At 34.5% G+C, this 15,235-nt stretch carries 15 protein-coding genes; 9 read left to right on the top strand and 6 right to left on the bottom strand.

All coding sequences use genetic code 11. From position 1 onward, the window contains the following. Positions 1-113: 113 nt before the first annotated feature. The gene (locus tag HS129_13115) at positions 114-833 is read left to right on the top strand and encodes a hypothetical protein (GenBank protein ID MBE7412978.1); all 720 of its coding nucleotides are present in this window, start codon (positions 114-116) and stop codon (positions 831-833) included. Positions 834-858: 25 nt separating this feature from the next. On the opposite strand, the gene dinB is transcribed toward HS129_13115, so the two are convergent. Then, complete coding sequence (gene dinB, locus HS129_13110) at positions 859-1,938, bottom strand: DNA polymerase IV (protein ID MBE7412977.1); 1,080 nt, start codon at positions 1,936-1,938, stop codon at positions 859-861. 218 nt (positions 1,939-2,156) lie between these two features. On the opposite strand from dinB, the gene gcvT reads away from it, so the two are divergent. The 4 genes from gcvT to HS129_13090 are packed head-to-tail and all read left to right on the top strand — an operon-like array spanning position 2,157 to position 7,307. Then, entirely contained in the window at positions 2,157-3,266 is a 1,110-nt protein-coding gene (gene gcvT / locus HS129_13105) for a glycine cleavage system aminomethyltransferase GcvT (GenBank protein MBE7412976.1), read from the top strand. A gap of 12 nt (positions 3,267-3,278) precedes the next feature. Further along, positions 3,279-3,671 (top strand): glycine cleavage system protein GcvH, encoded by a 393-nt coding sequence (gene gcvH, locus HS129_13100; GenBank protein MBE7412975.1) that lies wholly within the window; start codon positions 3,279-3,281, stop codon positions 3,669-3,671. A 13-nt stretch (positions 3,672-3,684) separates the two neighbouring features. Continuing rightward, complete coding sequence (gene gcvP, locus HS129_13095; GenBank protein MBE7412974.1) at positions 3,685-6,549, top strand: aminomethyl-transferring glycine dehydrogenase; 2,865 nt, start codon at positions 3,685-3,687, stop codon at positions 6,547-6,549. After that, the gene (locus HS129_13090; GenBank protein ID MBE7412973.1) at positions 6,516-7,307 is read left to right on the top strand and encodes a radical SAM protein; all 792 of its coding nucleotides are present in this window, start codon (positions 6,516-6,518) and stop codon (positions 7,305-7,307) included. The genes gcvP and HS129_13090 overlap by 34 nt, the downstream gene beginning before the upstream one ends. Before the next feature lie 63 nt (positions 7,308-7,370). On the opposite strand, the gene HS129_13085 is transcribed toward HS129_13090, so the two are convergent. Continuing rightward, positions 7,371-10,163, bottom strand: coding sequence for a class I SAM-dependent DNA methyltransferase (locus tag HS129_13085; protein MBE7412972.1), 2,793 nt, complete (start codon positions 10,161-10,163; stop codon positions 7,371-7,373). Between the two features lie 348 nt (positions 10,164-10,511). Here HS129_13085 and HS129_13080 point away from each other — a divergent pair, with 348 nt between their 5' ends. From HS129_13080 to fliE, 4 genes are all read left to right on the top strand, one after another. Further along, entirely contained in the window at positions 10,512-10,988 is a 477-nt protein-coding gene (locus tag HS129_13080; protein ID MBE7412971.1) for a carboxymuconolactone decarboxylase family protein, read from the top strand. A gap of 246 nt (positions 10,989-11,234) precedes the next feature. Beyond that, on the top strand, positions 11,235-11,666 hold the full coding sequence (gene flgB, locus HS129_13075; GenBank protein MBE7412970.1) for a flagellar basal body rod protein FlgB: 432 nt from the start codon (positions 11,235-11,237) through the stop codon (positions 11,664-11,666). Positions 11,667-11,675: 9 nt separating this feature from the next. Beyond that, a complete protein-coding gene (gene flgC, locus HS129_13070; GenBank protein MBE7412969.1) occupies positions 11,676-12,137 on the top strand; it encodes a flagellar basal body rod protein FlgC in 462 nt (153 codons plus the stop codon). A gap of 2 nt (positions 12,138-12,139) precedes the next feature. Next, positions 12,140-12,508 (top strand): flagellar hook-basal body complex protein FliE, encoded by a 369-nt coding sequence (fliE, locus tag HS129_13065; GenBank protein ID MBE7412968.1) that lies wholly within the window; start codon positions 12,140-12,142, stop codon positions 12,506-12,508. 4 nt (positions 12,509-12,512) lie between these two features. Here the strand turns inward: fliE and HS129_13060 are convergent, their stop codons facing one another. The 4 genes from HS129_13060 to HS129_13045 form a co-directional block, all read right to left on the bottom strand. Next, complete coding sequence (locus HS129_13060; protein MBE7412967.1) at positions 12,513-12,860, bottom strand: Hpt domain-containing protein; 348 nt, start codon at positions 12,858-12,860, stop codon at positions 12,513-12,515. 119 nt (positions 12,861-12,979) lie between these two features. Continuing rightward, positions 12,980-13,342 carry a DUF4189 domain-containing protein gene (locus tag HS129_13055; protein ID MBE7412966.1) on the bottom strand — a complete coding sequence of 121 codons (363 nt, stop codon included), beginning with the start codon at positions 13,340-13,342 and terminating at the stop codon, positions 12,980-12,982. Between the two features lie 73 nt (positions 13,343-13,415). After that, positions 13,416-13,781: a DUF4189 domain-containing protein gene (locus HS129_13050; GenBank protein MBE7412965.1), complete on the bottom strand. Its 366-nt coding sequence runs from the start codon at positions 13,779-13,781 to the stop codon at positions 13,416-13,418. Between the two features lie 10 nt (positions 13,782-13,791). Then, the gene (locus HS129_13045; protein MBE7412964.1) at positions 13,792-15,216 is read right to left on the bottom strand and encodes a hypothetical protein; all 1,425 of its coding nucleotides are present in this window, start codon (positions 15,214-15,216) and stop codon (positions 13,792-13,794) included. Positions 15,217-15,235 lie beyond the last annotated feature (19 nt).

Below are 15,235 nucleotides of genomic sequence, written 5' to 3'. Positions count from 1 at the left end.
AAAACTTTAGCTTAATTAAATCTATTTTCAAGCAAAAAAGAAAAAAACTAAAACGACTATTTTTTTATAAGTGTCCGGTAATGATTTTGGTATAGATTTCCGACCTTAATAGCATGAAAATCATTTCACCTATTATTTATAAGTTCCTTAAAAATATTCAAATAGATTTTTTCAATAGTACCCTATATACTTATATCTTTCTTTTTAGTTTTTCCTTACTCGCAAGTCAAGAAATTGATCCGGGAAATATTCAATTACTTCGAGAAAGAAATCAACTCATAAATAGCAACAGTAAAACCCCAAACCCAAACATGGAACTCCTGACTAAAAGAGTAATGGGGTTAGATAGCAAAGAAGTAAAAAATGCAATATTGGAAGCAAGTGATTCTTTAGATCCGAAGGGTCTTGCTGTTTTAAAAACTGCTTATATCCATGCAAAAAATACTTCTATCAAAACAGAAATTATTCGAGCTATCGGTCGCTACCGATCACCTGAAGGTGAGTTGCTTCTTTCTTCCTTGATTGTTTCTTCTACTGGAGAAGAAGTCTTTTATGATTTTATAGAAGAGCTAAAAAATATGAACTCTATTCCAGATCGAAACGGAAAAATAATTCAATATAGGCCATACTCTGAAAATCTGATTCACCTCTTTATCAAATTGGTCAATAGCTCTTCTTTAAGCAATGACCAAAAAGGAGCGGTTATTTTGGCTATGGGAGAAACAAAAGACGAAAGATTCAGAGATGTATTGAAAAAAATCATGGATGAAAGAAATTCATTTATTCGAGATTTAGCAAAATTGATTTTTGAAGAAAATTTTATTAAAAAATAAATTCTTGAAGTGAATTGGTATAGTTTTACTGCATTGGTAAACATAGTTGGCGATCATTACAATCTAAATTAGAAATTGATAAACCAATTAAACGAATTTTTCGTATTCCAGCTTCTGTTTGTTTCAATAGAACCATAGCCTCTTTTAAAATATATTGCAAATCATCAGTGTAAGAGCACCCTGTTTTACTTCTAGTAACAGTTACAAAATCCTCGTATTTGACTTTTAGTGTCAGTGTTCTTCCTTTTACTTCTGATTTTTGAAGTCGATGAACTAATACGTTTGCAATATCTTGAACCTCATCTTTAATCGTATCAATATTCAGAAGGTCTATTGAAAAAGTATTTTCTGCACCAACCGATTTAGCTACATGAAAATTTTCAACTGGTCTATCGTCTTGACCTCTTGCCATTCTATAATAGAAAGCGCCTGATTTTCCAAAAATTTTTATCAATTCTGCTTCTGAAATTTTTTTCAAATCACTTCCTGCATGAATTCCAAGTGACTTCATTTTTTGTTCTGTTACTTTACCGATACCAAAAAAACTTCCAATAGATAGTTTTTCGATAAACTCATTTGCAGTTTCAGGAGTTACTATCGTTAGTCCATCGGGTTTATTTAGACCGGAAGCAATTTTGGCTAAAAATTTATTATAACTAACCCCGGCTGATGCAGTAAGTTTTGTTTGTTTCACTATTTGGTTTTTGATTTCCTTAGCAAGAATTGTAGCATAAGCAATATTTTTTTTATTTTCAGTCACATCCAAATAGGCTTCATCCAATGAGAGAGGCTCTACCTTATCCGTGTACTCTTCAAATATTTTTTTGATTTGATTTGAAACTTCTATGTACGCACTAAACCTCGGATAAACAAAAATCGCATGAGGACAAAGTTTATAGGCTCTTGAAGTTGGCATAGCGGAATGAACTCCATACTTTCTGGCTTCATAATTTGCCGTAGAAACAACTCCCCTACTTTTGGGATCACCACCTACGACTACAGGCTTTCCTCTGTACTCAGGAAAATCTCTTTCTTCAACAGATGCAAAAAATGCGTCCATATCAATATGAATAATTTTTCTAACAATTGAATTTTCCCTGTTCACACTAACGTAGTATTTGTTTAGGTATATTTTTCAACTATTTCTTTTCTGATATTTTCCAAAAAAATAAAAAGAAAATCTTTCTTTGCTATTCGATAGCACTGCCAAAGTATAAGTTATTTTAATGAATTTTACTATTAGAATTTTTCAATAAATTACTTTTTGCAGGAATGCCTTTTGTAAAACTGGTTAAATATAGCTTGGCTGAATGGAAAAAAATTGTGGAAAATCTTAAAAAAACTCCTTTAAACGAAAAGCATAAAAGTCTTGGTGCAAAGATGGTTAGTTTTGGTGGATGGGAAATGCCAATTCAATATACCGGAATTATTGCCGAGCACGAAAATACAAGAAAATCTGCAGGGTTGTTTGATGTATCTCACATGGGAGAAATTTTTGTAGAAGGAAAGCCGGATAAGATTCTTGGCTTTTTGGAAAAACTTACCTGCAATTCAATTAATTCTCTAAAAAATTTTCAGGTTCAGTACAATGCAATTTTAAATAAAGAAGGTGGAATTGTGGATGATGTCACTGTTTATAAATTCAGTGATGAAAAATACATGATTTGTTCCAACGCCTCTAATTACGAAGATGTATTTTCGCACTTAATCAGTTTTCCGCATTCAGTCAATATCAGAAACGAAAGTTTGAATTGGCACCAAATTGCAATCCAAGGACCAAAAGCAGATGAAATCTTTTCAAAATATATAGATAAGAATCTGGATTTTATAAAATACTATTCATTTGCGCTGATACCATTTCAAGGAGAGGAGCTGATCGTTTCAAGAACAGGTTACACGGGAGAAGATGGATTTGAAATCTATTCTTCCATTTCTTTGGGGTTGAAAATTTGGGATGAACTTCTTAGTTTTGGGAAACCCTTCGGTTTAGTTCCGGTTGGTCTTGGAGCAAGAGACACTCTAAGAATTGAAGCAAAATATCCTCTCTACGGTCATGAGCTTACGAGTTACAGAACTCCGGTTGAATCTGGAATTGGCTGGATAGTAAAGAAAAAAGACAAAGAATTTCTTTGCTATGATAAAATTATCTTACAAAAAAAAGAGAACCCTCCAGAAAAAATACTGGGTATCCAGTTATTGGATCCCGGGGTGTTACGAGAAAATTATTCTGTTTTTGATTTAGCCAAAAATCCAATCGGAAAAGTAACTTCGGGAACATATTCCCCTACCTTAAAAAAAAGTATAGGAATGGCAATTTTGAAAAAAGGTTTTTGGGAAGATGGGACTGAAATTTTAATAGAAATTCGTTCAGAATTCAAAAAAGCAGTTGTACATACAGGAAATTTTATCACCGGAAGTATTAAAAAAAATTAAGAGGTTAGTAAAATGTCAGACGCAAAAGTAAGTGAAGGACTAAAATACACTAAAAAGCACGAATGGGTAAAAGTTGAAGGAGAAATTGCTATACTCGGAATTTCTGACTATGCTCAATCTGCGTTAGGCGATATTGTATTTATTGATTTGCCAAAAGTAGGAAAAAAACTCAAAGCTAAAGACAGCTTTGGAACGATTGAATCAGTAAAAGCTGCCGATGATTTATATTCTCCCATCAGTGGAGAGGTCTCAGAAATCAATTCTACTTTGACAAGCGATCCTTCCGCAATCAACAAAGATGCGTATTCTGCTTGGATGATAAAGATTGTGAATTTTCAATCCGAAGAGCTTTCCGGGCTTTTAAGCTCATCAGAATACAGAGAATACATCAAAGATTTAGAGTAGTCAGGAAAAAAATATGGCTAAGACAAATCAGAACGAACAATTTTTCAATTATGATTCTTTTACCAATCGGCACATAGGCTCAAATCCAAATGAAGTTTCTGAAATGTTGAAGCTTCTAAATTTATCCAACTTGGATGAACTGATTGATAAAACTATCCCTTCGAATATCCGATGCAAAGAACTCAGTTCTCTACCAGAGCCTCTAAGTGAATACGATGCGTTAGGCGAATTGCATAGTATTATATCGAACAATAAAATTTTTCGTTCTTACATTGGTCAAGGCTATTATGATACAATTACTCCCTCTGTCATAAGAAGAAATATAATAGAAAATCCAAGCTGGTACACGGCATACACTCCATATCAGGCAGAAATTTCACAAGGAAGAATGGAGGCTCTTCTTAATTTTCAAACAATGGTAATGGATTTAACCGGGATGGAAATAGCAAATGCATCTCTTTTGGATGAAGCCACTTCTGCTGCGGAAGCTATGTTTATGAGTTATTCGCTAAAACCAGAATCGAATTCAAATAAATTTTTTGTATCATACAATTGTTATCCACAAACTATAGATGTAATCAAGACAAGAGCAGAGCCTATCGGAATAGAAGTAGTTGTAGGGGATTGGAAGAAATTTTCCTTTTCAAATGAATATTTTGGAATGCTATTACAATACCCCTGCTCAAGCGGAGAGATTCACGATTACAGCACTGTGACGGATAACGCACATAAGAATGGAATTCTTGTTACAGTTTCAGCCGATCTTTTAAGCCTTACTCTTTTAAAGCCACCTGGTGAATTTGGGGCAGATATCGCAGTAGGGACTACTCAAAGATTTGGAGTGCCCCTTGGATTTGGTGGACCACACGCTGGATATTTTGCAACTAAAGATGAATTCAAAAGGCAAATGCCGGGAAGGCTCATCGGTGTTTCCAAGGACTCTTCAGGAAAGCCAGCTTTAAGGCTATCCTTACAAACAAGGGAGCAACATATCAGAAGAGATAAAGCTACAAGTAATATATGCACTGCTCAAGTTTTGCTTGCAGTGATTTCTTCCATGTATGCCGTTTACCACGGAGCCTTAGGTCTAAAAAATATTGCAAAGAGAATTCACGAGTTTACAGATCGACTAGCGACCTCTTTGAAAAATTCCGGCTATTCAGTAGAGAATGAATTTTATTTTGATACCTTGACAATAAACTTAAAGCATAAAAAATCCTCAGACATTCTGAAAATAGCAGAGAGTAAAAAAATAAATTTCAGACTCATTGATGAAAATAAAATTGCGATCTCTTTAGACGAAACTCTAAACGAAAATAGATTTCAGGATATTCTGTCTATTTTTTTGGAGAAATCCCAAGCAGAAGAATTTAGCAAAACCAATTTTCCAGAAAATTTGAAAAGAACCTCTGAATTTTTGACACACCCTGTTTTTAACTCTTACCACACAGAAACAAAACTAATGCGTTATATCAAGACACTCGAACTTAAAGATATATCTCTTACAACCTCTATGATTCCTCTTGGCTCTTGCACGATGAAATTAAATGCAGCATCTGAAATGTTACCTATTACATGGGCTGAATTTGCAAACATTCATCCTTTCGTCCCAAAAAATCAGAGCGAGGGCTATCAAAAATTATTTCAACAACTCGAATCGTATTTATCTGAAATCACCGGATTCCCTGCAATTTCCTTGCAACCAAACGCAGGCTCGCAAGGAGAGTATGCCGGGCTTTTAGCAATAAGAAAATTTCATAAATCAAAAAACGAACTCAATAGAAATGTTTGCCTCATTCCTGTGTCAGCCCATGGAACAAATCCTGCAAGTGCTGCATTAGCCGGATTTAAAGTAGTACCGGTGTCGTGTGACGCACAAGGAAATATTAATATTAACGATCTTAAAGCAAAGTCTTCTGAATATTCAAAAGATCTGGCAGTATTTATGGTTACCTACCCTTCTACTCATGGAGTATTTGAAGAATCTATAAAAGAAATTTGTGAAATTGTTCATAGTCATGGTGGTCAGGTATATATGGATGGGGCAAATATGAATGCTCAAGTCGGCTTGTGCAGACCTGCTGATATTGGTGCAGATGTTTGTCATCTAAATCTACACAAAACTTTTGCAATTCCTCACGGTGGAGGAGGCCCTGGAGTCGGACCGATAGGCGTTGCAAAACATTTAAAACCATTTCTTCCCGGGCATTCTGTGACAGAAAATAATTCAAACTCGAAAGATGGTTCGGTATCCGCAGCTCCTTGGGGTAGCGCCGGGATTCTTCCAATTTCTTGGATGTATATTCGCATGACTGGCAAAGAAGGACTTACACTTTCTACAAAATTAGCCATTCTAAACGCCAATTATGTTGCGAAAAGACTCTCCGAATTCTATCCACTGCTTTATAAAGGAAAGAATGGTTTTATCGCTCACGAATGTATTATGGATTTCAGAATGTTTAAAAGTAGTGCAAAAATTGAAGTAGAAGATGTAGCCAAAAGACTAATGGACTATGGATTTCACGCCCCTACTATGTCCTTTCCGGTTCCAGGGACTCTAATGATAGAGCCAACAGAAAGCGAATCAAAAGAAGAATTAGACAGGTTTTGTGATGCATTAATTTCTATTCGTGAAGAAATCCGACAAATAGAAAACGGTACGTTAGACGAAACCGACAACCCTCTAAAAAATTCCCCTCACACGGCAGAGTCTGTGATTTCAGAGAAATGGAATCACCAATATTCCAGAGAGCTTGCAATTTTTCCACTACCTTATTTGCGTAATAATAAATTTTGGCCTTCAGTAGGAAGGGTGGATAATGTCTATGGCGATAGGAATCTTGTTTGCTCATGCCCTCCAATGGAATCCTATCAATAAAAAAGACACCTTACGATTTTGCAAATATTCTCTTTTCCGGAAAATGCAATCGGTATTGTCCATTTTGTATCGGCAAATCTCTCCCGAAAATAGTAAATATAGACAATCTTGAATTGTATCCTTTACTCAATCAGGAAAAATTTCTTATCGAATTACAAAAAACCCAAACAACAAATATCATCTTTACCGGTACAATTTCCGATCCCCAACTTTATAAATTTGAAACGAAACTCATTGATGAAATTAGAATAAAAATTCCTCTATCCAATATTTCACTTCATACGAATGGAGCCTTAGCCCTAAAAAAAATTTTGGAATTCAACTCATACAACAAAGCTTGTATATCATTCCCGACATTTGAAAAAAAAACATACAAAGCCATGATGGGGACTGAAAATATTCCCGACCTAAGTAAAATTTTAGCCAAGAGTAAAATCGAAATAAAAATTTCTGCGGTTATCACAGAGCATAACATAACAGAGATTGATAGTTTTATCTCAAAGTTAAGATATCTTGGAATCAAAAGACTCGTGCTGAGAAAACTGTTTGGTGAAAAACGAACTTGGAATTTGTTTCAGGGATTACAGCCAGTCAAATTTTTCAGAAACAACCCTGTTTATGAAGTAGATGGAATGGAAATAACTTACTGGGATTTTGACGATACGAATTTTTCAAGTATAAATCTTTTTCCGAATGGACTCATAGGTACTTCTTACTTATTAACTGAAACTAAAGAAATTAAATCAAATTCTATATAAAAATTTTTGAATATACAAAAATTGAAACAGAAGTTGAAAAATATTTTGCCAATTCATAAATATTCAAACCTTTTCTTTCGCAAATAAACCTACAGTATACTTCTCGTACAACTCAAACAAAAACTCCATGCGTTTTGCTTCACTTGTAAACGGCTGAGAACGATAAGCCGCATCTACTGCTTTGTCCAATTCTTGGTGTGCTTTCGTTAGTTTTGGTGGCATGGAGAGAGGATCATACAAAGTAGCAAGACTTGAATCAGGAAATTCCTTTCTCGCATCTAAAACCTTTTGTGCATACATTTCAATAGCTTTAGTTTGTTTTTCTGTTGGATTAAGAGGCCATGGGTAGTTATTGTAAACAATTTCATTTGAATATCTATAATCACTTTTTAATCTACCGCATACTGATCTCACCCAACACATGTGCATTGTGGATTGTAAAATTCCGAATGTAAGTAGATTTTGTGATGCAACATACAAGCAGGTATCACTTAAGATATAATCTTTAGAGAAGAAACCAATAGGTATAAATTTTCTTTTCTCAGAGGATACTCTTGGTATAGCAATATAGGAGGAATCAGGTTGCCTAATTTCTCCGAACAGTTGAGGAAATGCGGCTAACTTTTTTGTTGCTTCCCGATTGCTTTTTTGTCTCAGATTTTGAACAGCTTCAATTCGCTTCCTAACTTCTTTTAGTTCTTTAAGTTCTTGCGGTTCAGCATCTTTTAACCATAGACACCACCTGTTTTCCCCATTTAAAAATTCATAACCGCTTATTAAGGGTCTCATAAATTTTTTTGCATTCGGTTCTAGTTTTAGGAACTCTTTTTTTTCTTCATCGGTAAATAGGAAATTTCCTCCATCATTTGGCATACTTCCAAAAGATATTTCTGGAACATTCGAGATAGGAGTTCTTCGCTTTAAAATAACGAAATCTTTTCCTTCGACTAAATATGGATTAATATTCTTTGCAGGAATTTTATGTGCTTCTCCTTTGGTATCCTCGTATTCAAAAAGATTTTTTTTATTCGTATCAAAATTAGCAAACCCAACAATAACAACATGCACAGCCGCGTTACCCTTAGCCTCATTGCTCCATTTAAATGTTCTATGCGCAAAATGAATTTTTATTTTATATTTAAAAAATAATTCATTCCACAAAACTCCTACTTGTTCTCCTTGAGTGATAGAATTCGTAGAAACAAATGCTGCTTTGATTTTAGAATTCTGAATGTATTCTGCTACTTTTAAATACCAAGCGGCTACATAGTCTAAAACACCCGCTCCTTTTACTTCTTTAAACACTAAATCTAAATCATCCTTTTGTTCTTGGTTTTGTAAATACTTTCCCACAAACGGTGGATTTCCAAGAATATACGAATAATCGTCCTTAACCGTTTGCACCTTACCGGCTACTTCCTTTTTGCCCATGTCGTAAAAGTACGTTTCTATAATCCTAGGTCTTAAAAGAATACCCCAATCTGTTCTAAGAGCGTTGGCATGAACTATATTTGCTGCTTTCTGCAAAGGAAGTCTCAAAAAATACATTCCAAATTCTTTGCTTAGTTTTTGATTCATCTGGTGGTCTATTAGCCACATTGCTACCTCAGCCACTCTCGCGGGAAAATCTTCGATTTCAATTCCATACATTTGGTCAACATCTATGAGTGCTACATTTTTGATGTTCGTAAACATCTCTTTTTTGCTGAGGACTTTTAATACTTTGATTTCCAAAATTCGCAATTCTCTGTATGTGATTACTAAGAAGTTTCCACATCCACAGGCAGGGTCTAAAAATTTTAAATTGCCTAGCTTTTTATGAAAGTCTATGAGCCTATTTCGATTGCCCTTAACTGATTCAAACTCCTCGTAGAGTTCATCTAGGAAGAGTGGCTCAATTAATTTTAAAATATTTTTCTCGCTAGTGTAATGCGCTCCTAAATTTCTACGCTCTTCTTTGTTCATTACCGCTTGGAACATCGAGCCAAAAATAGCGGGAGAAATCAAACTCCAGTCCAAGTGGCAACATTCCAATAACGCATAACGCATTTTAGAATCGAAGCTGGCAATGGGTAAAGTTTCCTCGAATAATTTGCCGTTCACGAATGGAAATTTATTTAACTGCTCATCTAAGTTTTTAAAACGCTTTTCTTTAGGCGTATTTAACACTTGGAATAGTTCTTGGATCTTAGCTGCTAAATCACTTCCATCTTCATTTGTTCTTTGCTCTATATAATCCTGAAATAATTGTTTTTCAAAAATAGTTGTGTCTTCTGCGAATAAGCAGAATAATACTCTCACTAAGTAAACTTCGAGCGGATGTCCTTCGTATCCGATTTCTTTTAACCTATCGTGGAGTTTACCCATTAACTCTGCGGCTTTGATATTTACAGGATCTTGCTCTTCGTAGGTTTTTTGTTCATAGCCCGCAATAAATCCAAAATGCTGAACGTTATTTACTAAATCTTTTAAAGTAAATTCGATATTAATCTCTTTTTCTAAATCATATAAATTAAATTGAGCAAAATCAGAAACTAGGATATATTTAGGAATTTCTTCCTGCTTTAGTTTTTGTATATATTCTTTTGCTTGGATAAATGCCTTTTCCAAATCTTTTCCACGACTTTTCATTTCAACCAACATTGTGCCTTTCCAGAAAAGATCAATGTATCCGTCATGCTCGTTTAGCTTCCTTACTTTATGTTCAAAGGTTGCAATTTTTTTTCGGCTAATGCCAAACACATTGAAGAATGCTTCTAAAAATGGCTTTGCTTCCGCATCTTCACTTACAGTATTCTCCCAGTCTTTGGAAAAAGTTATTGCTCGCTCTTTGATTTCATTCCAGCTTAAAGGCATATTATTTTTTCTCTCTATTTTAACTAATCCGAATACTTGAAAAAGAGGTTTGGTGTTTTTTATAGTTTCTTTTTTTCTTAGTCTTTCGTAACTTTAAATATTATGTTCAATAATTAAACTATTCTTTTCAAGATTAATTATCAATTCCTTTACTCAAGAATTTTATCTAAGACTGAAACATATTTGGCAGACTTTATGTAAATATTAATAGGTATTTTTACTTATAGTTTAATTAATGAACATTACAAGAAAAACTTGGTCTAAATAGAGTATATGGTTTTGTTACTTAGTTTTTAATTTGAGAGGATTTAAGCATTTGGTGCAAAATATTTGTTTAAGGAAAAAATCATGAGCGAAGATAGACAATTTGTAGATATATATTCAGCCTTTCCAAATGGAATGAAGGCAATGGTTGCTTTAGAAGAGGCCTGTCAAGCAGGGAGTTTAGAGCCATTTTTATACGAATTAGTAAAGATGAGATCCTCCCAGATTAATGGATGTGCTTACTGTTTAGATATGCATTACAAAGATGCAAGGGCTATGGGAGAAACAGAAGAGCGTTTATACATGTTAAATGCTTGGAGAGAAGCAACAATTTATACCGAAGCAGAAAGAGCTGCCTTAGCTTTAACTGAGGAAATCACCAAGGTCTCAGAGCATCACGTATCTCTTGAAGTGGAAAAAGAAGCTCGTAAGTATTTCGATGAAACTTCTTATGCAAATTTGATTTTTTTAATCGTTGTGATTAATTCATGGAATAGGCTTGCAATATCGAGTCATTCTCCCGCAGGAAAATACAAATCAACCAAGAAAAAAATAAAATAGACCAGATTGTAAATATATTTTTCTAAACACTCTATTTATGACGCTACTGCAAAAACCCATTTCAGGGCTTTTTACAACGCTAGAAAATGGCACTTTTATTGGCTTTTTTGAACAATTGCTTTTTCAAAAAACGACTTTTTGCAGGTACGCCATTTATAATATTTTTTTTTAAAAAAATATTATAAATGGGACATATTTTGCTTTTGGGTAAAGTGAAAGCTACCGAAGAGTATAGTGGAGAATTTTATGTTTACAGATACATATTTTATGAAGACTCAAAGCCTTTTGCATAGAGGTATGAGTAACGCAATTTTAAAAAGAAAAGTTATATCGGATAACATTGCAAACGTGGACGTTCCTCATTTTAAAAGAAGTGAAGTCTTGTTTGAAGCCAATTTAAAGCGAGCGATTGAATCCGAGAAAATTATGGCAGAAAAGGCGCTCCCGACTCAAATCTCTGACGAAAGACATATACAGCTTTTCAAACCTCTCGACCACAATGAAGTTAAGCCAAAAGTAAATATAGACTACCTCACTACAATGAGAGCAGATGGGAACAACGTAGATATAGAAAAAGAAATGACAGAAGCCTCTCACAACCAAATGGCTTATACAATTCTCACAGAAAGATTGAATCAGAATTTCAAGCAATTGAATATAGTTATGAGAATGGCTTAGGAGTAAAAAATGGGTTTATTTACATCAATTAATGTATCGGCAACAGGCCTTTCCGCACAACGTCTCAGGATGGACGTTATTTCCAATAATATTGCAAACGCGACAACTACAAGAAATACAAATGGAGACGGCCCTTTTAGAAGAGATCGGGTGATAATGACTCCGATTAATTTAAGGACAAGGTGGAAAAGCCCTGTGTATCCGTTTGGAATTGCTCCGGGAGATGGAAAGGGAGTAAAAGTAATGAAGATTGAAAAGGATATGAGTCCTCTTAGATTGGTTTACGATCCAACTCACCCCGATGCGATTAAAATTGGTGAAAAAAAAGGCTATGTAGAAATGCCTAATATAAATATTGTTACAGAAATGACAGATATGATTTCCGCTTCACGCTCGTATGAAGCAAACGTTCAAATGATTAATGGAAGTAAAGCTATGTTTAATAAAGCAATGGAAATAGGTAGGGCATAATTATGAATATATCATTCAACTCTAATACAAATTTATATAATTCAGGGAAACCTTTTTCAATCACTCCAGTTGGAGATAAAGTTTCAGTAAATGTAACCGATACTCGCCACTACGGAGATAAGGCATCGGTTCAAAGCCCTGATGATGTAGCTGAAAGTTTTGCGAGTGTATTAAAAAAATCTTTTGAAAATGTAAACGACGCACAAGTGCAAGCAGATGAAATGACCCAAAAACTTGTGTTTGATCCAAACTCAGTTGATGCCCACGATGTAATGATCGCAGCAGAAAAAGCGAGAATTTCTCTGACTTTCACTAAAACTCTTGCAGATGGGTTTGTGAGAGCCTATAGAGAGCTTACAAGTTTAAGATAAATTTTTAAAGCTCATTCTGAAAGATTAGCAATTCTTTTTTAGTTTCTTCCCAGATGGATCGAGTGCTTGGAAAATTATCTATCGCTTCGCTTACTTTTTCATTCTTAGCCAATTTTTCCAATCCTGAAACTTTTTGGTGTAAATCTTCTAATCCAAAATTGGCTGCTACTCCGCTAATTTTGTGAAGTTCAGAAATTATTTCTTTTGTGTTATTTGAATTAATAGTACTCATAGTTTTCATTCTGGATTCCAAGTCTTCAACTACTTGGTCAATAAGACCTTTCAGCCAATTCAGTTCGACTTCACTACTATCGTCTTTGAGTAAATTAAGTCTTTCTTTGTTTACAAGCATAATGGAGATTGTTTCGGTATCAACATTAAAGATACTTAAAACTCATTTCAAATCTCTTATTTTCAAAAGATTTAAAATGAGTTAAAAATATAATCAAAAGCAAATCTTTATCTATTTAATTAACCGTTCCATGTATTTTTTACTTGGCAGTTGATCCCACCGTATTTTGTGCATTGTTTTACAGCTTCATTTTTTGCTCCAGCAAGATTACCAAATCCGCAAGAGGTTCCAATCACAGCAGCTCCTTCAGAGTTTTCTCCGAGAGCAATGGCACCATAACCCTTTTTTTTGCAGTCCACAATTTGCTGGCAGTTCGTCCCGCCATACTCTTGGCATTTATCCAAAGCACATTGATCGACCTCAGGGGCACCATAGCAATAACCGTAGCTTGTAGTATCCGGGCAAAAGTAAACGGCAGATTGGGCATACACTCCAACTGCAATAAAACTCGAAAATAGGATTCCAAATAAAATTGATTTCATAGTATTTTTCCTTTGAATAAGAAATTAACTGAAATTCTCATATAAAAAATAAAAGTCAAGAAATTTTGTAAAATTATCCATCCCATGTATGGATAATTTTACAGTCAACCCCTCCATATTTGACACACTGTTTGATTGCTTCTGTTTTTGCTTTTTCAGGACTGTCGTAGCTGCAAGAAGTTCCAATTATAGAAACTCCTTCTGAATCGTGTCCGGTTGCAATTGCTCCGTGACCTATGTTTTTACAGCTTACAATCGGCTTGCAATCTTCCCCGCCTGCACTCTGGCATTTAGATTTTGCGCACTCGTCTGCATCAGCTCCTTTATAACAATAAGCATAGTATGTCGTTTTTGGGCAAAAATACACAGAAGATTGAGCAAAAATGCTAAATCCTAAAAATTGAATGATACATAAATAACTCCACTGAATGAGTTTCATAAGCACTCCATTATTCTTGATTTTTTGTAGAAATTTTGATTTCAGAGTCCAAATTAATCCAAGGCGAGCTTTTGCTTTTCCTAAAAAATAAAGGAGATTTTAGAATTTCAAAATTTATACTATGCACTAAATCAACCGTAGTTTCAGATTTTACAAAAGATCGACTGGTTTCTCCACTGGAAAGTTTGACTTCATTGATAGGAATCCACCCAAAATTCAATATATAGGAATTTAAAGACTCATATATTTTACTATTTCCCTGTGAGTCAAACTTGATAGTCATCGCTGGTTTTACGGGGAAGCCATTGGTAAGTAGATTAGAAGAGAGAGAAGAAAGGTTAGAACTGTATAACCTACCATCAAAAAGTTTGTTTAGAAAAAAAGTAGTGTTCTTCCCTTTTGCAGCTTCAGGGAATTTTTGAAAAGAGTGAAGGTCGGAAGTGATGCTTTCTTTTTTCGCAAGATATTCATCTGTAATATAATACCGAATATTTTGAGTTCTTACAGAAAAGCTGTATTTTAAAGATTGTTTCCCTGTTGTATCTCCAATGATCAAACTTTTTATTAAAGACCTTGTTTCAAATTCGGTTGTATTTACCTGAAATCTTTCATCGCTTGATTTTACATTTCTTACTCTTTGGTGCTCTGTAGTAGGAGGAAATAGGATCGCCAGTTCTCCACCTGCAATAGAAGGCTCGTTCAGTGAAAAGTTTAATTCTACTTCTATATGAAATTCTTTTTCCAAAGACGCTATAAATCTGTCTGTTTCAATATAATTGATTCGTTTTGCTTTTTTTTCTTCTTTGTCAACAATCCAAAGTTTCGATCCGATAAATACAAGTCCTCGAATATCTTTACCCGGAGATTTTACGGAGCCTGTAATCTTCCCTGTTTCAATATTGTATCTATAAATATTTCCGTCTGTAGAATCGCTTATCCAAAGGCTTTCTTTCCCGTAACAAATATCTTTTGGCTCGGATCGATCAGAAAAGAATCCACCAATGATTTGCTCTGTCGCCTTATCGTATATAACTACTTTTCCATTTTCGGAATTTAGAATATACAAAACTCCTGCGACACTTGCTACTCCACCAATCTTATCAATCGGAATGTGAATCCGATCTGTCACCCCACCTGTATTGGGCTCTACTTTTAGAATTAATCTGCTGGAAGCTACAAATATTCTACCTTCTCTCGAATCAAAGGTAATTCCAGTGAGTTTTGGAACTCCTAAATTAAATACTTCTTGCTTGCCAAATTCATCAATTTTATACAAGGCCCTTCTTTTTGAATCAATATACCAAAAATTGGATCCGTCAAAAGTCAATCCATAAGGACTATCGGATAGTGCGTATTCTTCAACGTCTTCTGAAAAAATAGGATTTGGAAAAATTATAAAAAAAGTCAAAAGTATTGCTAATATTAAATTCTTCATTTTTCTTATTCTTATCCTA

This window comes from Leptospiraceae bacterium (genome assembly GCA_015075105.1).
In the GTDB taxonomy this organism is placed as follows: Bacteria; Spirochaetota; Leptospiria; order Leptospirales; family Leptospiraceae; genus JABWCC01.
Note: the sequence above shows the minus strand (reverse complement) of the source record. Positions and strands in the feature narration are given on the sequence as shown.

What these genes read in the sequence shown, in the direction of transcription:
- HS129_13050 (MBE7412965.1), bottom strand. Translation starts at nt 13,781, where the DNA reads ATGAAACTCATTCAGTGGAGTTATTTATGTATCATTCAATTTTTAGGA.
- gcvP (MBE7412974.1), top strand. Translation starts at nt 3,685, where the DNA reads ATGGCTAAGACAAATCAGAACGAACAATTTTTCAATTATGATTCTTTT.
- HS129_13085 (MBE7412972.1), bottom strand. Translation starts at nt 10,163, where the DNA reads ATGCCTTTAAGCTGGAATGAAATCAAAGAGCGAGCAATAACTTTTTCC.
- HS129_13055 (MBE7412966.1), bottom strand. Translation starts at nt 13,342, where the DNA reads ATGAAATCAATTTTATTTGGAATCCTATTTTCGAGTTTTATTGCAGTT.
- HS129_13080 (MBE7412971.1), top strand. Translation starts at nt 10,512, where the DNA reads ATGAGCGAAGATAGACAATTTGTAGATATATATTCAGCCTTTCCAAAT.
- HS129_13060 (MBE7412967.1), bottom strand. Translation starts at nt 12,860, where the DNA reads ATGCTTGTAAACAAAGAAAGACTTAATTTACTCAAAGACGATAGTAGT.
- flgC (MBE7412969.1), top strand. Translation starts at nt 11,676, where the DNA reads ATGGGTTTATTTACATCAATTAATGTATCGGCAACAGGCCTTTCCGCA.
- fliE (MBE7412968.1), top strand. Translation starts at nt 12,140, where the DNA reads ATGAATATATCATTCAACTCTAATACAAATTTATATAATTCAGGGAAA.
- flgB (MBE7412970.1), top strand. Translation starts at nt 11,235, where the DNA reads ATGTTTACAGATACATATTTTATGAAGACTCAAAGCCTTTTGCATAGA.
- gcvH (MBE7412975.1), top strand. Translation starts at nt 3,279, where the DNA reads ATGTCAGACGCAAAAGTAAGTGAAGGACTAAAATACACTAAAAAGCAC.
- HS129_13045 (MBE7412964.1), bottom strand. Translation starts at nt 15,216, where the DNA reads ATGAAGAATTTAATATTAGCAATACTTTTGACTTTTTTTATAATTTTT.
- HS129_13115 (MBE7412978.1), top strand. Translation starts at nt 114, where the DNA reads ATGAAAATCATTTCACCTATTATTTATAAGTTCCTTAAAAATATTCAA.